We start from the raw sequence: 22,599 nt of genomic DNA on the forward strand, positions 1-22,599 counted from the left end.
GTTATCGCCGATCATGAGCCGGGTTTTGCTGCGGCGCAATATGGATTTCGCGGATGCGAACCGAACGCCCTAGCGCTTCAGCCAGACCTCAACCCACCAGTCCTCGTGCGCGTCTTCGAGGGCCGAGGTCGTCCAGGCGAGGATATCGGGGTGGGTCACCCAGAAGCCGAGGGGCGGCGCATGGCCGGTGTTCTCGAAACGCAAGTCGGCGTCACGATCTTGGGGGACGTTGGCGTTCGGCATCGTCCACTGATCGTCCGGAGGCACGGCCACACCATCCTGGAAGTGCAGCGCCGTCTCGATCAGCCCCGCCTTCGCGGGCGTCGTCACGACCTTATTCGTCGCGGGATGGCGCTGGAGGAACGCGACACCTTGCGCGTCGGTGAGAACGATAGGCTTGAACGACGAAGGCGAAGGCGTGGTCATGGCGGGAAGCTAGGCGCCGATCACCGCGCCGTAAACACCGCCGCCCGCTTGGCCATGAAGGCCGCGCGCGCCTCGGCGTGATCGGCGCTCGCGGCGAGGGCGGGAATCTCCGCCGCCGTCGCCGACACGCCCGACGCCACCCTTTTGGTCGCCTCGATCGCCAGTGGGGCGCGTGAGGCGATGACGTGGGCCATGTCCAGCGCTGCCGGCAACAGCCCCTCCGAAGGGTGAACCTCGGCCACGATCCCGTCGGCCAGGGCGCGGGCGGCGTCGAAGGGCGCGCCGGTCAGGAGGTGCGGCTTGGCGCGGCTCTCTCCGACCAGGCGGGTCAGGCGATCCGCCGATGCGGTCAGACCCATCCGCACCGCCGAGCAGGCGAAGCTGGCGCGCGCGCCGGCCAGGCGGATGTCGCAGGCGAGCGCCAGCTCCAGTCCGCCGCCGATGCACCAGCCGTCGATGGCGGCGATCACCGGCACGCGGACGGCGGCGATGCGCTCGCACATGTTCAGGAAATGCAGGATGGCGGCGGTCTGGGTGGGCACGTCGCGCGACAGCGACTCGGCCAGGTCATCGCCGGTGCAGAAGGCGCCGTGGCGGCCGGTGAGAATCGCGACGCGAACCGTACGGTCTGCGTCGATGGCGGCGAAGGCCTCCAGCAGCCGGGCCCGTTCGGCCATGGCCAGGACATTGGCCGGCGCGACGTCCAGCTCGACCAGCGCGACGCCGGCCTCGGGATGGGAAAGGTGGATCATGAGACCTAGAGGGTGGCGACCAGATCAGGTCGATGAGCGTGAATGGCCAGGAGCATGTCGCCCTCGCCATGGTCGAGCCCCACGCCGTTCAGCGCGAAGCCGGGAAAGCCGACCAGCAGGTTCAGGCGGGCGGGCCAGGTGAGGCGGGAAAGATCGCGTGGCCGCAGGCGATAGTAGGCGTGATTGCGCACCCAGCGGATGTCGATCGGCTCAAGCTCGCGCCAGGGGATGCCCCCCCGCGTCGCGCGCCGATCATGGAAGCCGTCGGCGTCGATAACGACGATCGGCGCCGGGCCCAGGGCGACACCCCAGTTCATCACCATCAGCACGGCCACGAAGACCAGGGCGACCAGCAGTTCGCCGCGTCGCCAAAGACTTGGCTCCGAAAACGCATAGACCAACGCCGTCACGAAGGTGGCGAGGAAGGCGATGGCCACCAGAGTCCCGGCCACGGTGGCGCGAGCCTCAAGGCGACCGCCCGCATAGTCGGGTTTGGGCGTCATCAGGCGCGTCAATGCCGCCAGCAGCACCGAGCCGCCCGCAGTCAGGGCCAGAGTCGCGCCCGGGCCGAACCCGTGCCTGCGTCCATAGAGCGCCGCGCCCAGGGCCATCACCGCGCCCAAGGCGAGGCCGAACCAGGCTTGCGCCAGGGCGGCGGCGCGATCCTGTCGCACACGATCCAGAAGAGCCTCGCGGGTCATGGGGCCACGCTGTCGCAAACGGGACCATGCGGCAAGGCGGCGCATCATGTTGCGCCGCACAAAGATTCTGCTTGCCAGTTTCAAACAGTTGTCTCAGCGTAGGGCCCTTCTGGGCGAGTTCTTGCGCCCGAGAGCCAAAAATGACCTGCCGGCGGAACTTTTTCGCGTTTCGACTGGCGGGCGGCGCAGCCGAGTTTGACCTTTGCGCGTTGCTGCACCGCGAGATGGGTTGCGGCGCGGAAGGAACGGGGAGTGAGATGACGACCGAGACGCTTGAGAAGACCGAGCTGAAGGACCTGTACGAGATCGGTGAGATCCCGCCGGCCTTCCACGTTCCGAAAAACATGTACGCCTGGAGCATCCGCAAGGAGCGCCACGGCAAGCCGTCCACCGCCATGCAGGTCGAGGTGGTGCCCACCTGGGAGATCGGCGAGGACGAGGTGCTGGTTCTCGTGATGGCCGCCGGCGTCAACTACAACGGCGTCTGGGCCGCGCTCGGCGAGCCGATCAGCCCGCTGGACGGTCACAAGCAACCTTACCATATCGCCGGGTCCGACGCCTCGGGCATCGTCTGGAAGGTCGGCGCCAAGGTGAAGCGGTGGAAGCTGGGCGACGAGGTCGTCATCCACTGTAACCAGGACGACGGCGACGATGAGGAGTGCAACGGCGGCGACCCGATGTTCTCGTCCAGCCAGCGTATCTGGGGCTACGAGACGCCGGACGGCAGCTTCGCCCAGTTCTGCCGGGTGCAGTCGCGCCAGCTTCTGCCGCGCCCCAAGCACCTGACCTGGGAAGAGGCCGCCTGCTACACCCTGACCCTGGCGACCGCCTACCGCATGCTGTTCGGCCACAAGCCGCATGAGCTGAAGCCCGGCCAGAACGTGCTGGTCTGGGGCGCCTCGGGCGGTCTCGGCGTCTTCGCCACCCAGCTGGCCGCGGTGGCCGGCGCCAACGCCATCGGCGTGGTCAGCGACGACGACAAGCGCGAGTTCGTGCTGTCGATGGGCGCCAAGGCGGTGCTGAACCGCAAGGAGTTCAACTGCTGGGGCCAGCTGCCGAAGGTCAACGGCCCCGAGTTCAACGACTACATGAAGGAAAGCCGCAAGTTCGGTAAGGCGATCTGGCAGATCACCGGCAACAAGGACGTCGACATGGTGTTCGAGCACCCTGGCGAGCAGACCTTCCCGGTGTCGGTGTTCCTGGTCAAACGCGGCGGCATGGTCGTGATCTGCGCCGGCACGTCGGGCTTCAACCTGACCATGGACGCCCGCTTTCTGTGGATGCGCCAGAAGCGCGTGCAGGGCTCGCACTTCGCCAACCTTATGCAGGCCTCTGCGGCCAACCAGCTGGTCGTCGACCGCCGCGTCGACCCTTGTCTGTCGGAGGTCTTCCCCTGGGACCAGATCCCGGCCGCCCACGAGAAGATGCTGGCCAACCAGCACCTGCCGGGGAACATGGCCGTTCTGGTCTGCGCCCAGCGCCCGGGCCTGCGCACCTTCGAGGAAGTGCAGGAACTGAGCGGGGAACGCTGAAGCCGTGGAGGCGGGCGGCCCCCGCCGTCCGCCTCTACCCTTCCCACGTCAGCCGCAGGTCGTGGTAGTCGTAGCTGAAGTCGGCCAGCGGCGAGACCGCCTTGACCAGGGCCGAGACCGCCTTGCCGTCCTTGATGTCGAAGGTGAAGAACGCGTCTTCCTGGGTGCGGTCCTCGAAGATGGCGATGAAGGTCTCGCCGTCGAACGGCGCGAGCTTGCCGCGCAGCAGCGGGGTCTTGTCGAACGAGACGTAGAGGCCCTTCTTCTTGCCCTTGCCCGTGACGCTAACGGTCACCGTCCCGTACCAGGGATCGCGATAGACCCCGGCATAGGCCTCCAGCGGCAGGCTGGGCGCAACGCCGCCGCCCTTGGGCGTGGTGGCGGCTGCGGCGTCCTTGATTGTCTGGGCGTCGGCCTCGGCCTGGACGCGCTTGGACGAGGCGATCCAGTCGAAGTCGCTGCGGCCCTGCAGCCGGTCCGGTCCGCCGAAGCGCAGTGACCGCAGCACCGGGTTCTCCTCGGCGTTGGTCATGACCATGATGCCGGACTTCCGCCCCGGCAGTAGGCCCGTATAGGAGATGAAGCCGGCCAGGCCCCCGGTGTGCCACAGCAGCCGCTCGCCCCGGTGATCCTGCACGTACCAGCCCAGCGCATAGGCCTGCATCGAGGGCCGCGCCGGGTTCTCGTTGCTCGGGCCGTCCGACCAGCTGGTGATGGTCTGCGGCTTCCACATCTCGCGGGCCTGGACCTCGCCCCACAGACGCTTTCCGTCCGCCGATAGGCCACGACCCAGTTGGACCTGCATCCACTTGCCGATGTCGGCGGGACACGAGTTGACCCCGCCCGCAGGGCCCGCCGCATCGAAACTGGCGTCGAACGGCAGCACCTTCTGCGGCCCCAGTCCCCGCACCGGCGGCCCCAGGCGCGCATGCGGCAGGGCGCGGCGGGACTGGTCGACGAGGCGCGGACTGGAGACGGTGTTGGTCATGCCCAGCGGATCGAAGATCCGCGCCTTGATCACCTGCTCCCAGGTCTGCCCCGTCACCGCCTCGATGACCGCCCCGGCGACGACATAGAGGACATTGTCGTAAGCGTAGCCGCCCCGGAACTGGCCGCCGATCGGCAGGTATTTCAGGCCCGCCACGATCTCGGCCCGGGTATGGGTGGGCGCCGGCCAGATCATCAGGTCGCCGGCGCCCAAGCTCAGGCCGCTGCGATGTACCAAGAGGTCGCGCACCGTCAGCAGCTTGGTGACGATCGGGTCCTTCATCGCAAAGTCGGGCAGGTAGTTCGTGACCGGCGCGTCCCACTCGACCTTGCCCTCCTCCACCAGCATGGCCAGCAGGGCGGCGGTCATGGCCTTGGTGTTGGAGGCGATGCCGAAGATCGTGTTGGCGTCGCAGCGGTCCTGGCCGCCCAGCGCCTTGACGCCATAGCCCTTGGCCAGGGTGATCTGGCCGTTCTCGACCACCGTGATCCCCAGGCCCGGCTGGTCAGGGAAGGCGGCCATGACCTCTTGGGCGAATTGATCGACCGCCGCGCCGACCGCGCCCGTCTCTTGCGCGAAGGCCCGGTTCCCGAACGCCGCCAGGCCTGTGGTGGCGAGACCCGAGATCAGGGCGGCGCGGCGCGTGGTGGTCAGCATGGGGCGTCCCTAAGAGGAAACCCTCTCCCATAGGGAGAGGAGGGACCCATTGCGTAGCAATGGGAGGTGAGGGGGTAAACCGTCAGCGGCGAAACCCCTCACCCTCCCGCGCTTTCAGCGCGGGCCCCGCCCTCTCCCTCTGGGAGAGGGACCTAGTTCCCGCCGTCCAGCAGACGCCGCGCGATCACCTGCGCCTGGATCTCGCCGGCGCCCTCGAAGATGTTGAGGATCCGCGCGTCGGCCAGGAGGCGGCTGGCGGCGTATTCCATCGCAAAGCCGTTGCCGCCGTGGATCTGCAGGGCGTTGTCGGCGGCGGCCCAGGCGACGCGGGCGGCGATCAGCTTGGCCATGCCGGCCTCAAGGTCGCAGCGTTTGCCCTCGTCCTTCTGGCGGGCGGCGAAATAGGTCAGCTGGCGCACGCCCATGATCTCGGCGGCCATCATGGCCAGCTTGTTGTGCACGCGCGGGAAGTCGAAGATCGGCTGGCCGAACTGCTTGCGATCCAGGGCGTAGGACAGGCCGACCTCCAGCGCCGCTTGGGCCACGCCCACAGCGCGGGCGGCGGTCTGGATACGGGCGCTCTCGAAGGTGGCCATCAGCTGCTTGAAGCCCTGGCCGGTCACGCCGCCCAGCAGGTTCTCGGCCGGAACGGTGAAGCCGTCGAAGCCCAGCTCATATTCCTTCATGCCGCGATAGCCGATCACCCCGATCTCGCCGCCGCTCATGCCCTCGGCCGGGAACGGAGCCTCTTCGGCGCCGCGCGGCTTGGGCGCCAGCAGCATCGAAAGGCCGCGATAGTCGGTGGTGGCCGGATCGGTGCGGACCAGCAAGGTCATCACGTCGGCGCGGGCGGCGTGGGTGATCCAGGTCTTGTTCCCGGTCACCACATACTGGTCGCCCTTCAGCTCGGCGCGCGTGCGCAGGGCGCCAAGGTCGCTGCCCGTGTTCGGCTCGGTGAAGACGGCGGTCGGCAGGATCTCCGCGCTGGCGATCTTGGGCAGCCAGTATTCCTTCTGGGCGTCGGTGCCGCCGGTCAGGATCAGCTCGCCGGCGATCTCCGAGCGGGTGGCCAGCGACCCGACGCCGATCCAGGCGCGCGACAGCTCTTCGGAGACCACGCACATGGCGGTCTTGCCCATGCCGCTGCCGCCAAAATCTTCGGGGATGGTCAGGCCGAACACGCCCAGCTCGCCCAGCTCCTGCACCAGCTCCAGCGGGATCAGCTCGTCCTTCAGGTGCCATTCGTGGGCGAAGGGGGTGACCTTCTCCTCGGCGAAGGCGTGGAACTGGTCGCGGATCATCTCGAACGTCTCGTCGAGACCGGTCTGTTCGAGGGTCGGGCGACCGCGGGCCTCGGCCAGGCGCTGAGCGATGCGGGCCTTCACGGCCTGGGTCCCGCCCTCGACCATCAGCTTCATCAGGCCGTTGGAATAGAGGCGGTTCAGCACCGCGCGGTCTTCGACAAGGTGCGCGGGACGAACGATCTCGCCCTGGTTCATCGGCACGCCGCCGACCAGCTGGGCGCAGTATTCGGAGAACAGCAGCTGGGCCAGCAGGGCCTCGATTTCACCAAAGCGACCTTCAGCCTCCAGTCGCTCGGCCCAACCGGCGACCTGGTTCATCAGCTCGGCGTAGGAGGCGTACCAGCCATAGCCGTGGACGCGGTGCTGGTGGACGTCGGCGAGCTTGCGATCGACCTTGCCGCCGTTCGGCGCGATGTGCGCCAGGACCGCCGGCTTGGCCTCGGCCACGAACAGCCCCGCCGCGTCGGCGGCCTCACGCAGCAGGCCCGTCAGGCCAGGCAGGATCAGGGTCTCGTTGGTCTTCTCGGCGACCGTGTCGGTCATGGCTTGCTCCCCGCGCCCAAACAGTTGTTTTCTTTCACTGTGGCCCTTTTCGCACCTGCGAGCAATGCCGCAATGCAGCATAACCACAAAATAGGGGATGAAACGTGCTCAAGGTCCACCACCTCAACGAGTCGCGCTCGCAGCGGATTCTGTGGCTTCTGGAGGAGCTTTCGCTCCCCTACGAGATCGTCCAGCACAAGCGCGATCCGCAGACCCGCCTGGCGCCGCCGTCGCTGACGGACGTCCACCCGCTGGGCAAATCACCGGTGATCCAGGACGGCGAGCTGGTCGTCATCGAGTCCGGCGCGATCATCGACTATGTCATCCGCCGCCACGGCGGCGGTCGCCTGGCCCCGGACGCCGCCAGCGCCGACTATGACCGCTACCAGCAGTGGCTGCACTACGCCGAGGGCTCGGCCATGCTGCCGCTGATGCTCAACATGTATGTCGGCCGCCTGGGCGAGGCCGGCGCGCCGCTGCACCCGCGCATCCAGTCCGAGATCGCCAACCACCTGTCGTATGTCGACCAGAGCCTGGCGGGCAGCGAGTTTTTCGTCGGCGACAGCCTGACCGGCGCCGACATCCAGATGAGCTTCGTGCCCGAGGTCGCCAAGGCCATGGGCAAGCTGGCGGACTATCCGCACATGGCCGCCTGGATCGGCCGCATGCACGCCCGTCCGGCCTGGAAGACCGCGCTCGACAAGGGCGGGCCGTACGCGCTGGGAGCTTAAGCTCCGTCCTAGGGCCGCAGGACCACGCCGACGTCCGGCGCGGTCCCGCCGTCCACCTGGGCCAGGTAGGCCGCGCGCACGGCGTCCTGGCCTAGGCCTTCCTCGACCTTCAGCCAGCGCGGCGCGTCGGCCACGAACGGCGCCCAGGCCGCGCCGTAGCGCTGGTCGAACTCGCCGCCCGGCCAGTCCTGGCGACGCTTGGCCACCCGGTCGGGCGCGAAGAAGAAGGCCGGCTGAGGCCCCGGCAGCGCGACCTGGGCGCGTGGCGCCTCCCAGTGGGTGCCGCCGACCAGGATCGAGGCCTTCAGGCCGTCGGCGAAGCGGTTGTGCACCGCCGCTAGAACCGCCGAGTCGCCGGCGAAGTCGACGAACACCGTCGGTCCGGCGATCGGCGCGGTCGGCAGGTCGCCGTACAGCACCACCTGATCGTAGAAACCCAGCCCCTCGACAAACGCTTGGTTACGCGGCGAGGTCAGGCCAACCACGTTGACGCCGCCGCGTTTCTTCAGCAGCGCCGCCAAGGCGATGGCGGTCTTGGACGAGGCGCTGGACAGGATCACGCTCTTGGCGCCGTGGAAGCCCGCCTCATCCAGTTGGTCGTCAATCAGAAACGAGGTGATGAACAGCGGCTGCAGCAGCGCCGTATGGGCCTCCAGCGGGCTTTCATCGCCCACGGCCATGTACTGATTATAGACCGCCGCCAGGTGCTGGCGGTGCGGCGCGACGTCGGCGAACCCAGCCTTGCCGACCTTGGGCGTCACGGTCAGGTGGGTGGACATCGGCCAGTAGCCGTAGAACCGCTGGCCGACCTCGAGGCCGGGATGGTTGCTGGCCTCGACCCGCGCGAAGCCCCAGACCGGCACGCGGCCAAAGTCATCCGCCGTCGGGAAGAAATCCCAATACTTCATCATCTCGCCGAACACGGCGTAGGTGATGTTGTTAGCCGTCAGGGCGAAGCTTTCGATCGCCAGACGCACCTCGCCATCGGCCAGAGGCGACGACGGGACGTCCTGGACTTCAGTGCGGCGCAGATCGCTCTTGGCGACGACGAAATCCCAGGCCATGGGGGCCTCCCTGATGCTTTGGCGGGAAGCTAGGCGGCGACCGAACGCCCGTCAAACAAACGTTCGCCGCGTTGGAGCGATCTCGGCCGGATGGGAGGCTCGACCGCGCGGTTCGTGCTAGACCCGCGCACAAGCCGCGCTCCGGAGCCTCATGGACATCAACCAGCTCGATGTGATCGTTCGGGTCGCCGGCGCCACCCTGCTGCTGCTGTTGGCCATCCTCTTGGCGCGTGACCCCAGGACGCGCCGCGTCGCGATCTACTTCGCCCCCATGGCGGTCTGCCTGGTGGGCTTCCTGGCCGGCAACACGCCTGAACCGACTCTGCGATTGAGCGGCCCGCTTGGAACGGTGGGCGCCCTGATCGCCGGCTACGCCGCCGTCTTCCTGTGGTGGTTCTGTCTGGCCAGCTTCGATCCGCTGTTTCGTCCGCGCGGCGGCGTGCTCATTGCGGGCCTGGCCTGGCTGATGATCGCCAGCGCCGACCGAGGCCTCTTTGGTCCCGCGCTGGAAAGTCGCGGACTGTCGTGGGCGCTCATCGCGCTGGGCGTCTCGATGCTGGCCTATCTGGCCTGGCGCCTGGTCCGCGACCGCGCGGGCGACCTGGTGGATGAGAGCCGCCGCGCCCGCTTGCTGGTGGTGCTGCTGCTCGCCGGCCAGTTGGGAGCCGACTTTATGGTCGACCTGGTCATGGGGCTGGACTGGGGCCCGCACGGCTTCACCATCCTGCAAAACGCGGCATTCCTCGCCTTCGCCGCCTGGCTGGCCCTTCGCCTGTTGCCGGTCCCCGCGCCCGCCAGCCCAAGCGTGCGAGGGCGAAGCCTCACTCCGGCCCAAGGCGACGAAGCGCGTCTGGTCGAGCGCCTGCGCGTGCTGGTCGAGGTTGAGAAGATCCACCTGGCCCCCGATCTCGACTTCGCCGACGTCGTGCGCCGAATGGGCGCGCCGGAACGCACGGTGCGGCGCCTGATCAACCATCGCCTCGGGCACGACCACTTCCGCGCCTTCCTGAACGCCTGTCGGGTGGCCGAGGCCAGGCGGCTGCTGGCCGATCCGACGCGGGCTGAAGACAAGCTGATCGCCATCGCGCTCGACAGCGGCTTTGCCTCGCTGGCCTCGTTCAACCGCGCCTTCCAGGCTGTGGAGGGCCGCCCGCCCAGCGCCTTCCGACACGCGCCGACTCCTGAGGAACGCCCCGCCGTGTTCTGAGAAGCGCGCGTACTGCCGCCGGCCTAAGCCCTTGCCTCCCATCACGAGGCGAGATTATGGACGGACTATTGAGCATCGGCGCGATCCTGGCGCTGCTATTTTTGACCGGCGGGGTCATCGCGCTTTTCGGCGGACGCAGCGCCGTCTCGTTTCGCTGGCTCTTCGCGGCGGCGGGACTGGTCCTGCTCAACGACGCCCTGCTGACCCGGGTCTATCGCCTGGTCCCGGACCTGATCGGCGGCGACTGGAACTGGCAGGGCAAGCTGGCGGCCCTGGCCGCGACCCTGGCCCTGGCCGCCCTGCCCGTTCTGGGCTGGCGCGCGAGCGGTCTGACCTGGCGACAAGACCATCTCAAGGGACCGCTCGTCGTCGCGGGCCTCTATGCGTTGTTGTTCGTCGGCCTGGCCCTGGCGTTTCCGAACGACCCCGCAAACGCGGAGACCCTGGCCTTCCAGCTGACCATGCCGGGCCTTGAGGAAGAGGCCTTCTATCGCGGCGTCCTGCTGCTGGCCCTGGACCGCGCCTTCACCGGCCGGGTTCGTTTCCTCGGCGTCGAATGGAGTTGGGGCGCTGCGCTGTCCTGCGCCCTGTTCGGCCTGGCTCACGCGTTTGGCGTCTCCAAGGGCGAGGTCTCGTTCGAGCCGCTCGTCTTCGCCCTGACCGCCGGCCCCTCGCTGATCGCCGTCTGGGTGCGTCTGCGCACGGGAAGCCTCTTGCTGCCGGTGCTGATGCACAATCTGGGCAACGCCGCATCCCTGCTGATCTGAGACCTGCCCGGATTGTCACCGGGACAATGTTTCCGTTGCCGTCGCGCGGGCTGAGGCGCAAGCGGAGGCGACCACCGCCGATGGAGCGCCCATGCCCCAAGCCGCCCTGCCCTTGCGCCACTTCCTGCTGGCCCTGGCCGTGGTGGCGGTCTGGGGAACCAACTTCGTGGTCATCCGGGTGGGCCTGGATCACCTGCCGCCGCTGCTGTTCGCCACCCTGCGCTTTTCGATGGTGCTTTTGCCGATGGCGTTCTTCGTGAAGCGGCCGGCGGTGTCGTGGGGCAACCTCGCCGCCTATGGCGTCGCGATCGGCGCGGGGCAGTTTGGCCTGCTGTTCATGGCCATGAAGGGCCACATCTCGCCGGGCCTGGCCTCGTTGGTCGTGCAGACCCAGGTGTTCTTCACGATCGGCATGGCCATGTGGATCAGCCGAGAGCGGGTGCAGGGCTTCCAAGTCGTGGCGCTGCTGCTGGCCGCGTCGGGTATCATCCTGATCGCCGCACACGGCGGCGGCTCGGCGACGCCGCTGGGCGTAATCCTGGTGCTGCTGGCCGCCGCCAGCTGGTCGGCGGGCAATATCGTCGCCCGCCAGGCCGGGTCGGTGAACATGCTGGGCTATGTGGTCTGGGCCAGCCTGTTCTCGATCCCGCCGCTGTTTCTGATGTCGCTATGGCTGGAAGGCTGGCCGGCCATCGTCAAGGGCGTGATGCAGGCCGACGCCCTGACCTGGGCCGCCGTCGCCTGGCAGGCGGTGGGCAACACCATGTTCGGCTATGCCGCCTGGGGCTGGCTGCTGGCCCGCCACCCCGCCGCGACCATCACGCCGATGGCCTTGATGGTTCCGGTGTTCGGCATGGGCGCCTCGGCCCTCTTGCTGCACGAGGCCCTGCCCGCCTGGAAGCTGATCGCCGCCGCCCTGGTGCTGACGGGGCTGGCGGTCAACATGCTGTGGCCGAAGGTGCGGGCTTGGAGAGCGGCGGCGGCTTGAAGCGCACAACACCACCACCGTCATCCCGCGCTTTATGCGCGGGACCCATGGTTCAGCTTCACCGTGAGTGTGTGACTTTCTCCGCACGTGCGGCTGACGAATGGGTCCCGCGAACAAGTCGCGGGATGACGGGGATACTTTGCGTTCAAACTCGCATCCCTTGACCTCCCCCACGTCAACCGCCCGACGCTCCCTAACAAAACAGGGAGGTCGCCATGCCAAAGCCGTTCGAGGTCCACTGGAGCCGCGAGGCGGTCGACAAGGTGCTGGGCCAGGTCCGCGCCTATGAGTTCCCGCCCGCGCCGGAAGGCGGCGGCTGGGGCTATGGCTGCGACGCGGACTTCCTGAAGGACATCTGCGCCTACTGGACCGACGGCTTCGACGTCGGGGCGGCCCAGGCCAATCTGAACCGCTTTCCGCAGTTCACCGCGACCATCGAGGACCTCGATATCCACTTCGTCCACGTGGTCGGCGAGGCGCAGGGGAAGCGCCCGCTGCTGGTCACCCACGGCTGGCCGGGGTCGCACTTCGAGTTCTGGGAGGCCATCGAACCGCTGGCCTTCCCGTCCCGCCACGGCGGCGATGCGGCGGACGCGTTCGATCTGGTGATCCCGTCGCTGCCGGGCTTCGGCTTTTCAGGAAAGCCCAAGCGGCCGCTGGGCCAGCGCGCCACGGCGCGCCTGTTCAACACCCTGATGACCCGCGAGCTGGGCTATGAAACCTACCTCGCCCAGGGCGGCGACTGGGGCGGTCTCGTCACCTCTTGGCTGGGCCTGGATCACGGCGCCCACGCCAAGGCCATCCACCTTAACATGATCGGCCTGCGCCCCGCCGGTCCGCCGCGCACCCAGGACGAGATCGACTGGATCACCGGGTTCGGCGCCCAGATGGACCTCTGGGGCGCCTATTTCCGGCTGCAGGCCAGCAAGCCCCAATCGGTGGCTTGGCTGGGAGCCAACAACCCGGTCGGCCAAGCGGCCTGGATCCTGGAGCGCTTCCACGACTGGGCCGACCTGTCGGGCAAGCCGTTCGAAGAGGTGTTCAGCCGCGACCAGCTGCTGACCAACCTGATGATCTATGTGATGACCGGCAGCTTCACGACCGGCGCCTGGTACTACCGGGCCATGCTGGAGGAAGGCGGCCCAGTCCTCGCCGAAGGCCAGCGCTGCGAGACGCCGACCGCCTTCGCCAACTTCCCGGGCGAGAGCATCTACAAGCCCCCGCCCCGCTCCTGGGCCGACCGCGCCTACAACATCACCCGCTGGAGCGAGATGCCGCGCGGCGGCCACTTCGCAGCGATGGAGGAGCCGGGCTTGTTCGTCGACGACGTGCGGGCCTGGGCGCGCGAACTTTAGATTTCTGATCAGAGGGGAAACGCGATGAGCAAGATCACCGGCGGCTGCCTGTGCGGTGAAATCCGTTACGAGATGGAGGGCGTGATCAACGTCGCCGTCTGCCACTGCCGCGAATGCCAGTACGCGTCGGGCGGCGGGCCCAACTATATCGCGCTGGTCCCCAAGCCGGCCTTCGCCTTCACCAAGGGCGAGCCGCATCGCTACACCCGTCCCGGCGGCAGCGGCCAGGCGGTGACGCGGATCTTCTGCGCCGACTGCGGAACGCCCCTGGCGTCAGAGATCGCCATGCCCGTCGTGGCGGTGAAGCTGGGCGGTCTTGATGATCCGGCGCCCTACAAGGCGGGGGTCTCGGTCTGGACGTGCGAGGCGCAGCCGTGGCATCCGATCGATCCCGCCGCACCGGCTTTCCCGAAGAATCCCTCAGGCTGATGACCCAGACCACGCCCCGCTTCGACTTCGCCTCCGACAATGTCGCCGGCGCCATGCCGGAAGTCATGGAGGCGTTGATCGCAGCCAATGCGGGGACGGCCTCGGGCTATGGGACAGACCACGTCAGCCGCGCCGCCGCAGATCGCATCCGCGCGGCGCTGAACGCGGACGCCGAGGTGCGATTCACCGCTTCGGGCACCGCCGCCAACGCCTTCGCCCTGACGCTGCTGGCCGCGCCGCACGAGGCGGTTTTGGCTCACGAGCACGCCCATATCTGCACCGACGAGACCGGCGCGCCGGGCTTCTTTGGCCAGGGCGTCGGCCTGATCGGCCTGCCGGGTGCTTCGGGCAAGATGGAGCTGGCGCCGCTGGAGGCGGCGCTGGCGCAGCCGGACGTCTCATACCGCCAGCCGGCGGCGGCCCTGTCCCTGACCACGGCCACCGAGTACGGCACGGTTTATTCGCAAGCGCACCTGGAGAGCCTGATCGCGCCGGTGAAGGCCAAGGGCTATGGCGTCCATCTGGACGGCGCGCGGCTGGCCAATGCGGTCGCGGCGGGCTTTGATCTGAAGAGCATCGCCAAGATGGGCGTCGACATCCTGGTGATGGGCGGCACCAAGGCCGGCTCGACCCCGACCGAAGCCGTGGTCTTCCTGAACCCCGACCACGCGCGACGCCTGGACGCGCGGCTCAAGCACGCGGGTCAGCTGATCTCAAAGGGTCGCTACCTTGCCGCCCCGTGGCTGGGCCTGCTGGGCGAGCACGGTGACACCGGTCCCTGGGCTGCGCGGGCCGCCCACGCCAACGCGATGGCGCGGAAGCTGGCCGATCTGATGCCCTTCCCCATCAAGCACGCGGTCGAGGCCAACGGGATCTTCGTCGAGATGGACGAGCCCACGCTGGAGCGTCTGCGCGGTGAGGGCTGGTTCGTCTATCGCTTCCTGGACGGCACGGTGCGCTTCATGTGCTCGTGGGCCACGACGCCCGAGATGGTCGAGGACCTGGGCGCGGCGCTGAAGCGGGTGGCTTAGAGGACTTCGGGGCGAGGGGTTACGCCGTCACCCGGCGTGCTGGCGCTCCATGCGAGGCTGCACCCCCTCATCCTCCCACGCCTGCGGCGCGGGCCCCTCCTTCTCCCTCTGGGAGAAGGTGATCACCGGCGACATCGGCTCAGCGGCCGATGTCTCGGTGACGCCCAGCATCCTGGCGATCTCGCTGGCAGGCGCCGGACGGCTGATGAAGTAGCCCTGGATCTCGGCGCAGCCCTGCCCGCGCAGGGCGTTCAGCTGCTCCAGCGTCTCCACGCCCTCGGCCGTGGTGGTGACGCCCATCGACGCGCCCAGGTCCAGCACCGCCTTGATGATGGCCATGGCGTCGCTGTCGTGCAGGATGTCGCGAACGAAGGTCTGGTCGATCTTGATCTTGTCGAACGGGAAGCTGCGCAGATAGCTCAGCGAGCTGTAGCCGGTGCCGAAATCGTCCATCGAGATCCGCACGCCCAGGGCTTTCAGGTCGTGCAACATGGTCATGTTGGCGGCGTTGTCCTGCAGCAGGACCGACTCGGTGATCTCAAGCTCAAGACGGTTCGCCGACAGGCCAGACGCCGCCAGGGCCGAGACCACGGTGCGCACCAGACCCCGGTCACGGAACTGGGCGGGCGACAGGTTCACCGCCAGGCGCACATGCTCGGGCCAGTTCGCCGCCTCGGCGCAGGCCCGGCGCAAGACCCACTCGCCTAGCTGGACGATCAGGCCGATCTCCTCGGCCAGGGGGATGAAGTCGGCGGGCGAGACCGTGCCGCGCTCGGGATGATACCAGCGCAGGAGCGCCTCGCAGCCCGTCACCCGCTCGGCGCCCAGGTGATAGAGCGGCTGATAGACAAGCTCGAACTCGCCGGCCTGCAGCGCCCGGCGCAGGTCCAGCTCCAGCGCCCGGCGCGCCTGAAGCTGCTCATCCATCGCGCGTTCGAAGAAGTGATACGCCCCGCGCCCGTCGGCCTTGGCGCGGTACAGCGCCATGTCGGCCTTCTTCAGCAGCTCGTCGGCGTCGTCGCCGTCGGTGGGCGCCAGGCTGACCCCGACGCTGGCCCCGATCACCACATGGTGGCCTTGCAGATCGAACGGCGCTGCCATCGCCTCGACGATCCGCGCCGCCAAGCGCGTCGCGCCGTTCCCGTCGTCCAGTCCCGTCTGGACCACCGCGAACTCATCGCCACCCAGGCGTGCGACAGTGTCCCCCTCCCGCACGCAGCCGCGCAGACGTTCGGCGGCGATCTTCAGCAGGGCGTCGCCCAGCGGATGGCCCAGAGTATCGTTGACGGTCTTGAAGCGGTCCAGGTCGACGAAGTGCACCGCCAGGGCGTCGCCCTTGCGCGACCGGCGGGCCAGGGCCTCGCTGAGCGACTTCTGAAACAGCACCCGGTTGGGCAGGTCGGTCAGAGGATCGAAGTGAGCCAGGCGCGCGATCTGCGCCACGCCCCGGCGGTTGGTCTCGTTGCTGGCCTGCAGCAGGGCTAGCACCGTGCCGACCCCCAGATAGCGCTCGTTCTCGGTGACGATGAAACCGCGCAGCAGATCCGAGGCGCGATACGACAGGCTGTCGGAGGTGAACTCGGCCAGTTCGGTGTCAGCGTCCACGACCAGCGGCTCGCGGTCCATCAAGGTCGAGATCGGCCGGTTGGCGTAGAGCGCGCGCCCATACTCGGCGGCCATACGCAGGAAGAAGGCGTTGCGCTCGACGAGGCCGATCGGCCGGTCGTCGTGGTCCAGCACCGGGATGATCAGCGTGTCGGGTTCTTCCCGGAACCGCTCGTACAGAGCCTTGCCGAGCTGATCCTCGCGCGCTGGCTCCAGGAAAGAAACGGTGTCCCTCAGGGTGAACATTGATACGCCTCCACTCACGGGGGGGAGGAGGCCTGGACGGGGCTAACGAGGCGCTAATGGCGCCGCTTTACGGCGCTGATTTCGCGAAAACTTCACAGGCCTGTCACAGTGTTTTCCTGTGTGTTTACAAGGCCCCTCACGCGACTGGCGAGATGGCTCAGCGGCCCGTATCCATGAAGTCCCGGGCGCTGAAGCCCTCCGGCGGTGCGACCTCGACGATCGGGTCGTCGCGGTCATCGAACTCGGTGCGCAGGGCCCTGCTCATCACGGCGTGCATCTCATAGAGACAGGTAATGTAGGTCAGCTCCAGGATCTGTTCGTCGGACAGGAACGCCTTCAGCGCTGCGAATACGCCGTCAGCGATCCGGCCCCCGTCCAGCACCAGACCGTCGGCATAGGCCAGCACCGCGCATTCGTGGGTGTCGAAGACCTCGGAAACCTGCCAATGCGGAACCGCCGCGATCTTGGCCTCCGACACGCCAAGCCCCCGAAGCGACTTGCAGTGCTGGGAGAAGACGAACTGGCTGCCGCGCGCCCAGCCCGCGCGGGTCTGGGCCAGCTCGCGCAGCACCGGGTCCAGCTTGCGGGCCGGATCGCGATAGAGCGCAAAGCCCTGGGCCGCGTGGCGCAGGATGTCGGGACTGCCGGCGAAGACTGTCCACCAGTCGCCGCGCGTACCGGTGTCAGTGCCCGGCTCGGCCACCGGATCGCGGTCGCCGAACAACAGGTCGTAGAGCCGCAGGGTCCCCGTGTCGGCGACCTCGGCGCGGGGGATCTGCCGCAGGCGCGGCATCAGGCGTCGACCGCTGCGCGGGCCGGTTCGTGCCGCACGTCCTCGGGCCCGAACGCCCGCGTGAAGGCGGCGAGCTCCATCATGATCCCGTTGGGGTCGGTGAAGTAGACCGAGCGGACGAAGACGCCAAGGTGCAGCTTGCGCGCCACGCCCATCTCGCTGTCGTCGTGATTCACGACCATCGGGAACACCGGAACGCCGGCGCTCTGCAGGCGCTCAAGGCAGGCGTCGAGATCGGCCTCGTCGACGCTGAAGGCGACGTGATTCATCGAGCCGACCGCGGTCTTGGCTTCAGCCGGGAAGGCCTTCACTGACGCCACGCCCGGCGCGGCCGGCGGGACGTCCGGCCACCAGAAGAACGCCAGGCAAGACCCGCCGCCGCAGTCGAAGAAGAAATGCTGGCCGCCATCCGGCAGGGCCACGGTCTTGACCAGCGGCATCTGTAGGATCTCGGTGTAGAACCTGACGGTCTGCGCCATATCGCGGCAGACCAGGGCCAGGTGATTGACGCCGGTGATCTTCATCTCGGCTTCCTCCCCGAGACCAAGGTTACGCCAAAGCGATGGGGCGTACAGCGTGACGTTGGGGCGCCTACGCCCGCTCCTCCTTCTTGGTGTCGCCGAGCAGGACCTGGCCGCCCCAGCTGACGAAACCCGTGACGATAGCGGCCAGGACGCCCGCCCACAGGCCTTGAACAGTCAGACCGTCCAGCATCCAGGCCACGAGGCCGATCATGCCCGCGTTGATCACGAGCAGAAACAGGCCCAGCGTCGCCAGGGTCAGGGGGAAGGTCAGCAGAGTCACGATCGGACGCACCACGGCATTGACGATCCCGAGCAGGAGGCCGGCGATCAGCAGGGTCTTCCAGCCGTCGGCGGCGACGCCCGGCACAATCTGGGTCGCCAGCCACAAGCCGAAGGCGGCGATCAACAGGCGGAAAATGAGGCGGACCATGGAGTCTCCCGAACGTCAGAGGCGACGCGTCCAAACGATCGCCGCATTCGTACAATATCCGAGCACGAAACTCGGACATTACAAATGCGTTACCGCTCTTCAAACCGCCGCAGCGTGAACTATCTAGTCCCTCGTGTGGGGGATGATCGCGCGCGATTGGCGAGCGGATCCGCACGCAAGGGGATATAAGTAGGATGGCCGTAAATTCTCTATCGGTGATGTCGCCGGACGGCGGCTTGTCGCGTTACCTCACCGAGATCCGCAAGTTTCCGATGCTCAGCAAGGACGAAGAGTTCATGCTGGCCCAGCGCTGGAAAGAGCATCAGGACCCGCAAGCGGCCCACAAGATGGTCACCAGCCACCTGCGTCTCGTGGCCAAGATCGCCATGGGCTATCGCGGCTACGGCCTGCCGATCGGCGAGGTGATCTCCGAAGGCAATGTCGGCCTGATGCAGGCGGTCAAGAAGTTCGAGCCTGAGAAGGGCTTCCGCCTGGCCACCTACGCCATGTGGTGGATCCGCGCCTCGATCCAGGAATATATCCTGCGTTCGTGGTCGCTGGTGAAGATGGGCACGACCGCCGCGCAGAAGAAGCTCTTCTTCAACCTCCGCAAGGCCAAGAGCCAGATCGCCGCCTTCCAGGAAGGCGATCTGCATCCTGACCAGGTCAGCCAGATCGCCACCAAGCTGGGCGTGCTGGACAGCGAAGTCATCTCGATGAACCGCCGCCTGTCGGGCCCCGACGCCTCGCTGAACGCGCCGCTGCGCGCCGACGGCGAAAGCGAGTGGCAGGACTGGCTGGCGGACGAAGAACAGGTCTCCCAGGAGACCCGCGTCGCCGAGGACGAGGAGAAGTCGCTGCGGATGAGCCTCCTTGAAGAGGCGATGGTCGAGCTGACCGACCGCGAGCGTCACATCCTGACCGAGCGCCGCCTGAAGGACGATCCGACCACCCTGGAGGAGCTGGCCGCCCAGTACGGCGTCAGCCGCGAGCGCGTGCGCCAGATCGAGGTCCGCGCGTTCGAAAAGCTGCAGAAGACCATGCGCGAGGCGGCGATCGCCAAGAATATGGTGGATGCCTGACGCTTCGGGCTCACCGTCTCGACCAAAGGGCGCTCCTCGGAGCGCCCTTTTTTGTTTGTGGCCCGTCCCACCTCGCCGTCATGCCCTTTATGCAGCGGAGGGACGCACAGCGACTGACCAAACCGACCGTGGCGCCCGACAGCAGACCTTCCGATCGGCTGTTTGGGGTGGAAGTCGGACAGGCCGCAGGCCCCCACCGGACCATGCTTCGCATGGTCGTCCGCCCCCATAGGGGGCAGAAGGTGCGCTTCCTTCTTCCCCCTCCGGGGGAGGAGCGCCCCCCGGGTCGCGCGAAGCGCGCGCCCGAGGACAGGCTCCGGCGCGGCGGGGGCAAGTATGGGTGGATGGCAGATCAAATCCTCCCCCTAGCGGGGGAGGTGTCGGCGAAGCCGACGGAGGGGGAAGAAGCCGGCTCAGCAGCACTTCCCCCTCCGGCCTTCGGCCTCCTCCCCCTCTGGGGGGAGGATTTTCCGAACGTCCGCAATGGGTCGCGAACTGTCTCTCGCCCCCCGGTGAAAGCTGACCCCTAAGGCGGAAATGACGGCGCTCAAGAGTGGTATAGCCAAGCCATGATCACCGTCCCCGCCCTACCTCAGCTCATCCTGCTCCCCGGCCTCCTCAACGACGCCGAGCTGTGGCGCGATCAGATCAGCGGGCTTGCCGACGTCGCACGGCCCTGGGTTCCGGATCTCACGCCCTATGGGACGATCCGCCAGATGGCCCAGCATGTGCTGGATCATGCCGAGCCGACCTTCGCCCTCGCCGGCTTCTCCATGGGCGGCTATGTGGCCCAGGACATCGCCAGGATCGCACCTGAGCGCATCGAGCGTCTGGCCCTGCTCGACACTTCGATCCGCGTCGACACGCCCGAGCGCGCCGCCCAACGCCGCGCGCTGAACAAGGCCGCCGCCAAGGGCGGAACGTTCCTGGGGATCGGCCAGGCGATCATGAAAAGCTATGTCGACGCCTCGCGCCTGGACGACCTCGACCTCACCCGCCGCATCGTCGACATGACCCAGCGCCTGGGCCGCGAGGTGTTTCTGCGCCAGAACAGCCTGGAACGAGAGGACGGCGAAGCGGCGCTTCGCGCCTTGCGGGTTCCGTTGGTGGTCATCGTCGGCGAGAACGACCAGATCACGCCTGCGGAAGGACACCGCAAGATGGCCGCAGCCATCGGTTGTTCGCACCTCGTCGTGATCCCGGATACGGGGCACATGACGCCGATGGAGGCGCCCGGCCTCGTCAATGGCGCCTTACGGCATTGGCTGGCTCGTCCCGCCGGACATCGCTAGAGCATTTCACGACCTGACTGCGTCAGGCCGTGAGCTCTAATCTTTTGTTTTGGGCATTTTTCTTCACGCGAACCGGGACCACTTCGCTCGAAAAATGCGCTAGGCCGCGCGGCCCGTATCCTCGGGCGCCATGAAGCCCAGGAGAGCGTCGATCCGCTTGACCAGCTCGACGCGCGCGCCCGAGCCGGTCATGTCAGACTGGGTGCAGGCGGTCAGCGCCTCGGCGGCCTGGATGAGGCGCGACTCCTTCACCGCTTCGCCGACCCGGCGCAGCTCCAGCGCCTGAGCCGCCAAGGCGCGTCGGGCTTGGGCCGGATCGCTGTCCAGCGCCTGGGCGGCCGATTTGACGATCCGCAGGGCCTGGGAAAGCCGCGCGGCGGGCGTGTCGGACGCGTCGGCCTTGCGTTTGCGCGGCCCCTTGTAGTCAGCCGAGTTGAAGCGACGTCGATCGGGGCCGACATAGGCCACGGCCTCGACCCAGTCGCGCGGCTTCAGCGTCACCGCCTCCAGACGTCGCTCAAGGTCTTTCAGGTTGAAGGGCTTGCGCATGAACTCATGCACACCCGCGTCCCGCGCGCCGAAGATCGCCTCGGCGGTCGCCTCGCTGGTGCACATGATGACGGGCGCCTCGCGGCAGGCCAGATCGCTGCGACGCAGCTTGCGCGTGAACGCCAGACCGTCGACGCCGCTGCTGCCGTGTTCGACGAAGATCAGCTGCGGATCGGCGGCGCGAGCTAGGGCGTAGCCCTTCTCGGCGGTCGCGGCTGGAAAGATCTGCACCCCGCCCAGGGGCCGAAGATGCTCGGTCAACAGACGTGCAGTCGCTGGGCTGGGGTCGACGACCATCACCCTTTGAACCTTTGCGGCGACACGCTGGATTGTGCGGACGTTGCCGTCAAACACGAACACGACTCCTGAACCTAAGGCGGGAAACTACGCCCTAGAGTGTAAAAATCCGCTTGATGAATCTTGGACCATGCCCACCTCAATCAGGAAGGGGCACCGACAGTCCCGCCTCGAAATCCATGAAGATATCGAGCGCTTCTTCAACAGAGGCTGTGAGTGTCTCGCCTGACGGAAAACGGTAACGCCAGTAGCTGGAGATGTGCGAGATTGCGCCAACGCGTTCACCCAAACTCAGAAATAACTCTGGCGCCCTGAGCAAGAATTCACGGAATGCGCGCGGGTTGTTATTCTCAACCAAGCCCTCGAAGGCGTCATCGTACACCTTCAGCGTCCTGAGGATGGCGTTGCGCTCCACCAGAACACCGCCCTGGAGACGACGGCGCGCATCCTCCAGGTAGCGCCCCGTTTCGGGGTCGCGCTCCCCACGGATGGCAAGACGCCCGATCTCCGCGGCGACTTCAGCCAAGCGCGGCCACAGGCTCTCCAGAGTCCATTTGTAGTAGAGGAAGCCCTTCCAGCTGAAGACGCCCTCCTTGAAGCTGTCGCCCTCCAGGACAAGGGTTTCACGAAGGGGTTCCAGCCGGCCATCGACATCGGTCGCCAGCAAGGCCTCGACCATCCGGGTGGCGTGGATTTCGCCGACCCCGCCGAGGTCGCGGTAGGCCAGCGCGATCAGGCGCGCGATCTCCATGGCCACGAAGCCCTGCATGGCGTCGACGTCGGCCGGCGACAGGGCGAAGTAGCACGGGGCGGCGAAAACGCCTTGGCGACGCAGATGTTCGCGCAGCAAGAAAGGATCGAGCGACGGCAGCTGGTCGATCATCCGCAGAACCGACAGGTCCCGCGCGCTCTCGCCCGCGCCATTGCAGGCGTCGATCAGCAGATTGGTCCAGCCGCGCTGCCCGACAAAGACCGATTGCCCGCCCAAGGACAGATCCTTGCGGTCGAACGGGATGATGATCTTGGTCGCCGTCGCCCGCGCCTCTTCGAAGAGATAGATGTCGTCGTGACGGACGCGGTGCTTGACGATGAGCGCGGTGTTCAGCACCCGGTTCTTGAACAGCGGCGCTTGGAGGTATTCGGGCTTGTGGCCGCCCTCGGCTTCGATCGCGATGAGGTTCAGCACGCGGCTGGTCGAGGCCGTCCGCTCCAGCGCGCGAAGACTCCGCGTCACCCGATCGGACGTTCTGGCCGGCTTGAGCCTACGGCGCGCGGATGCGGGCACAGATCCCCCAGTTCTGAAAAC

The 22,599-nt window shown here is 67.4% G+C and carries 23 protein-coding genes and 1 pseudogene; 11 read left to right on the forward strand and 13 right to left on the reverse strand.

Translation table 11 applies throughout. From position 1 onward, the window contains the following. Positions 1-69: 69 nt before the first annotated feature. From J2X45_RS12970 to J2X45_RS12980, 3 genes are all read right to left on the reverse strand, one after another. Positions 70-330 carry a hypothetical protein gene (locus tag J2X45_RS12970; RefSeq protein WP_310215376.1) on the reverse strand — a complete coding sequence of 87 codons (261 nt, stop codon included), beginning with the start codon at positions 328-330 and terminating at the stop codon, positions 70-72. A gap of 116 nt (positions 331-446) precedes the next feature. Then, positions 447-1,178, reverse strand: a complete 732-nt coding sequence (locus J2X45_RS12975) for an enoyl-CoA hydratase/isomerase family protein (protein ID WP_310215379.1) — start codon at positions 1,176-1,178, stop codon at positions 447-449. 5 nt (positions 1,179-1,183) lie between these two features. Further along, positions 1,184-1,879: a hypothetical protein gene (locus J2X45_RS12980; protein WP_310215381.1), complete on the reverse strand. Its 696-nt coding sequence runs from the start codon at positions 1,877-1,879 to the stop codon at positions 1,184-1,186. Positions 1,880-2,136: 257 nt separating this feature from the next. Between J2X45_RS12980 and ccrA the strand changes: the two genes are divergently transcribed. Next, the gene (gene ccrA / locus J2X45_RS12985; RefSeq protein ID WP_310215383.1) at positions 2,137-3,411 is read left to right on the forward strand and encodes a crotonyl-CoA carboxylase/reductase; all 1,275 of its coding nucleotides are present in this window, start codon (positions 2,137-2,139) and stop codon (positions 3,409-3,411) included. 34 nt (positions 3,412-3,445) lie between these two features. Here the strand turns inward: ccrA and J2X45_RS12990 are convergent, their stop codons facing one another. Both J2X45_RS12990 and J2X45_RS12995 read right to left on the reverse strand, forming a co-directional pair. Further along, on the reverse strand, positions 3,446-5,056 hold the full coding sequence (locus J2X45_RS12990; protein ID WP_310215386.1) for a serine hydrolase: 1,611 nt from the start codon (positions 5,054-5,056) through the stop codon (positions 3,446-3,448). A 152-nt stretch (positions 5,057-5,208) separates the two neighbouring features. Continuing rightward, positions 5,209-6,903 (reverse strand): acyl-CoA dehydrogenase family protein, encoded by a 1,695-nt coding sequence (locus J2X45_RS12995; protein WP_310215388.1) that lies wholly within the window; start codon positions 6,901-6,903, stop codon positions 5,209-5,211. A gap of 104 nt (positions 6,904-7,007) precedes the next feature. On the opposite strand from J2X45_RS12995, the gene J2X45_RS13000 reads away from it, so the two are divergent. Continuing rightward, positions 7,008-7,634, forward strand: a complete 627-nt coding sequence (locus J2X45_RS13000) for a glutathione S-transferase (protein WP_310215391.1) — start codon at positions 7,008-7,010, stop codon at positions 7,632-7,634. A gap of 8 nt (positions 7,635-7,642) precedes the next feature. Here the strand turns inward: J2X45_RS13000 and J2X45_RS13005 are convergent, their stop codons facing one another. Beyond that, positions 7,643-8,698: a DUF2855 family protein gene (locus J2X45_RS13005; RefSeq protein ID WP_310215393.1), complete on the reverse strand. Its 1,056-nt coding sequence runs from the start codon at positions 8,696-8,698 to the stop codon at positions 7,643-7,645. A gap of 151 nt (positions 8,699-8,849) precedes the next feature. Between J2X45_RS13005 and J2X45_RS13010 the strand changes: the two genes are divergently transcribed. The 6 genes from J2X45_RS13010 to J2X45_RS13035 all read left to right on the forward strand — a co-directional run bounded on the left by J2X45_RS13010 (position 8,850) and on the right by J2X45_RS13035 (position 14,475). Further along, positions 8,850-9,905, forward strand: coding sequence for a helix-turn-helix domain-containing protein (locus tag J2X45_RS13010; protein WP_310215395.1), 1,056 nt, complete (start codon positions 8,850-8,852; stop codon positions 9,903-9,905). A gap of 56 nt (positions 9,906-9,961) precedes the next feature. Continuing rightward, on the forward strand, positions 9,962-10,672 hold the full coding sequence (locus J2X45_RS13015) for a CPBP family intramembrane glutamic endopeptidase, BDIM_20840 family (RefSeq protein WP_310215397.1): 711 nt from the start codon (positions 9,962-9,964) through the stop codon (positions 10,670-10,672). A gap of 91 nt (positions 10,673-10,763) precedes the next feature. Further along, the gene (locus J2X45_RS13020; RefSeq protein ID WP_310215400.1) at positions 10,764-11,660 is read left to right on the forward strand and encodes an EamA family transporter; all 897 of its coding nucleotides are present in this window, start codon (positions 10,764-10,766) and stop codon (positions 11,658-11,660) included. Between the two features lie 215 nt (positions 11,661-11,875). After that, positions 11,876-13,015 carry an epoxide hydrolase gene (locus J2X45_RS13025; RefSeq protein ID WP_310215402.1) on the forward strand — a complete coding sequence of 380 codons (1,140 nt, stop codon included), beginning with the start codon at positions 11,876-11,878 and terminating at the stop codon, positions 13,013-13,015. 24 nt (positions 13,016-13,039) lie between these two features. Next, positions 13,040-13,444, forward strand: a complete 405-nt coding sequence (locus tag J2X45_RS13030) for a GFA family protein (protein WP_310215404.1) — start codon at positions 13,040-13,042, stop codon at positions 13,442-13,444. Beyond that, the gene (locus J2X45_RS13035) at positions 13,441-14,475 is read left to right on the forward strand and encodes a low specificity L-threonine aldolase (protein ID WP_310216037.1); all 1,035 of its coding nucleotides are present in this window, start codon (positions 13,441-13,443) and stop codon (positions 14,473-14,475) included. Before J2X45_RS13030 ends, J2X45_RS13035 begins: the two co-directional genes overlap by 4 nt. A 27-nt stretch (positions 14,476-14,502) precedes the next feature. Here the strand turns inward: J2X45_RS13035 and J2X45_RS13040 are convergent, their stop codons facing one another. The 4 genes from J2X45_RS13040 to J2X45_RS13055 all read right to left on the reverse strand — a co-directional run bounded on the left by J2X45_RS13040 (position 14,503) and on the right by J2X45_RS13055 (position 18,073). Further along, positions 14,503-16,326 (reverse strand): EAL domain-containing protein, encoded by a 1,824-nt coding sequence (locus J2X45_RS13040; RefSeq protein WP_310215407.1) that lies wholly within the window; start codon positions 16,324-16,326, stop codon positions 14,503-14,505. Positions 16,327-16,483: 157 nt separating this feature from the next. Beyond that, a complete protein-coding gene (locus tag J2X45_RS13045; RefSeq protein WP_310215409.1) occupies positions 16,484-17,119 on the reverse strand; it encodes a carboxymuconolactone decarboxylase family protein in 636 nt (211 codons plus the stop codon). Further along, on the reverse strand, positions 17,119-17,643 hold the full coding sequence (locus tag J2X45_RS13050) for a VOC family protein (protein ID WP_310215410.1): 525 nt from the start codon (positions 17,641-17,643) through the stop codon (positions 17,119-17,121). Before J2X45_RS13050 ends, J2X45_RS13045 begins: the two co-directional genes overlap by 1 nt. A 67-nt stretch (positions 17,644-17,710) precedes the next feature. After that, positions 17,711-18,073: a phage holin family protein gene (locus J2X45_RS13055; RefSeq protein WP_310215412.1), complete on the reverse strand. Its 363-nt coding sequence runs from the start codon at positions 18,071-18,073 to the stop codon at positions 17,711-17,713. An 84-nt stretch (positions 18,074-18,157) separates the two neighbouring features. On the opposite strand from J2X45_RS13055, the gene J2X45_RS13060 reads away from it, so the two are divergent. Both J2X45_RS13060 and rpoH read left to right on the forward strand, forming a co-directional pair. After that, entirely contained in the window at positions 18,158-18,262 is a 105-nt protein-coding gene (locus J2X45_RS13060; protein ID WP_310215413.1) for a hypothetical protein, read from the forward strand. Continuing rightward, a complete protein-coding gene (gene rpoH / locus J2X45_RS13065; RefSeq protein WP_310216041.1) occupies positions 18,259-19,155 on the forward strand; it encodes an RNA polymerase sigma factor RpoH in 897 nt (298 codons plus the stop codon). Before J2X45_RS13060 ends, rpoH begins: the two co-directional genes overlap by 4 nt. Before the next feature lie 355 nt (positions 19,156-19,510). Here rpoH and J2X45_RS13070 read toward each other — a convergent pair. Continuing rightward, positions 19,511-19,657, reverse strand: a pseudogene (locus J2X45_RS13070) (hypothetical protein); the annotation flags it as partial. 67 nt (positions 19,658-19,724) lie between these two features. Here J2X45_RS13070 and J2X45_RS13075 point away from each other — a divergent pair. Continuing rightward, complete coding sequence (locus J2X45_RS13075; RefSeq protein WP_310215415.1) at positions 19,725-20,447, forward strand: alpha/beta hydrolase; 723 nt, start codon at positions 19,725-19,727, stop codon at positions 20,445-20,447. 99 nt (positions 20,448-20,546) lie between these two features. Here the strand turns inward: J2X45_RS13075 and J2X45_RS13080 are convergent, their stop codons facing one another. Both J2X45_RS13080 and J2X45_RS13085 read right to left on the reverse strand, forming a co-directional pair. Further along, positions 20,547-21,356, reverse strand: a complete 810-nt coding sequence (locus J2X45_RS13080; protein ID WP_310215418.1) for a response regulator — start codon at positions 21,354-21,356, stop codon at positions 20,547-20,549. Positions 21,357-21,432: 76 nt separating this feature from the next. Continuing rightward, on the reverse strand, positions 21,433-22,578 hold the full coding sequence (locus J2X45_RS13085; protein WP_310215421.1) for a hypothetical protein: 1,146 nt from the start codon (positions 22,576-22,578) through the stop codon (positions 21,433-21,435). Positions 22,579-22,599 lie beyond the last annotated feature (21 nt).

Source organism: Caulobacter sp. BE264 (genome assembly GCF_031457805.1).
Classification (GTDB): domain Bacteria; phylum Pseudomonadota; class Alphaproteobacteria; order Caulobacterales; family Caulobacteraceae; genus Caulobacter.

What these genes read in the sequence shown, in the direction of transcription:
- J2X45_RS13045 (WP_310215409.1), bottom strand. Translation starts at nt 17,119, where the DNA reads ATGCCGCGCCTGCGGCAGATCCCCCGCGCCGAGGTCGCCGACACGGGG.
- J2X45_RS13050 (WP_310215410.1), bottom strand. Translation starts at nt 17,643, where the DNA reads ATGAAGATCACCGGCGTCAATCACCTGGCCCTGGTCTGCCGCGATATG.
- J2X45_RS13060 (WP_310215413.1), top strand. Translation starts at nt 18,158, where the DNA reads ATGCGTTACCGCTCTTCAAACCGCCGCAGCGTGAACTATCTAGTCCCT.
- J2X45_RS13075 (WP_310215415.1), top strand. Translation starts at nt 19,725, where the DNA reads ATGATCACCGTCCCCGCCCTACCTCAGCTCATCCTGCTCCCCGGCCTC.
- J2X45_RS13015 (WP_310215397.1), top strand. Translation starts at nt 9,962, where the DNA reads ATGGACGGACTATTGAGCATCGGCGCGATCCTGGCGCTGCTATTTTTG.
- ccrA (WP_310215383.1), top strand. Translation starts at nt 2,137, where the DNA reads ATGACGACCGAGACGCTTGAGAAGACCGAGCTGAAGGACCTGTACGAG.
- J2X45_RS12975 (WP_310215379.1), bottom strand. Translation starts at nt 1,178, where the DNA reads ATGATCCACCTTTCCCATCCCGAGGCCGGCGTCGCGCTGGTCGAGCTG.
- J2X45_RS12980 (WP_310215381.1), bottom strand. Translation starts at nt 1,879, where the DNA reads ATGACCCGCGAGGCTCTTCTGGATCGTGTGCGACAGGATCGCGCCGCC.
- J2X45_RS13040 (WP_310215407.1), bottom strand. Translation starts at nt 16,326, where the DNA reads ATGTTCACCCTGAGGGACACCGTTTCTTTCCTGGAGCCAGCGCGCGAG.
- J2X45_RS13030 (WP_310215404.1), top strand. Translation starts at nt 13,040, where the DNA reads ATGAGCAAGATCACCGGCGGCTGCCTGTGCGGTGAAATCCGTTACGAG.
- J2X45_RS13010 (WP_310215395.1), top strand. Translation starts at nt 8,850, where the DNA reads ATGGACATCAACCAGCTCGATGTGATCGTTCGGGTCGCCGGCGCCACC.
- J2X45_RS12995 (WP_310215388.1), bottom strand. Translation starts at nt 6,903, where the DNA reads ATGACCGACACGGTCGCCGAGAAGACCAACGAGACCCTGATCCTGCCT.
- J2X45_RS13025 (WP_310215402.1), top strand. Translation starts at nt 11,876, where the DNA reads ATGCCAAAGCCGTTCGAGGTCCACTGGAGCCGCGAGGCGGTCGACAAG.
- J2X45_RS12990 (WP_310215386.1), bottom strand. Translation starts at nt 5,056, where the DNA reads ATGCTGACCACCACGCGCCGCGCCGCCCTGATCTCGGGTCTCGCCACC.
- J2X45_RS13020 (WP_310215400.1), top strand. Translation starts at nt 10,764, where the DNA reads ATGCCCCAAGCCGCCCTGCCCTTGCGCCACTTCCTGCTGGCCCTGGCC.
- J2X45_RS13055 (WP_310215412.1), bottom strand. Translation starts at nt 18,073, where the DNA reads ATGGTCCGCCTCATTTTCCGCCTGTTGATCGCCGCCTTCGGCTTGTGG.
- J2X45_RS13005 (WP_310215393.1), bottom strand. Translation starts at nt 8,698, where the DNA reads ATGGCCTGGGATTTCGTCGTCGCCAAGAGCGATCTGCGCCGCACTGAA.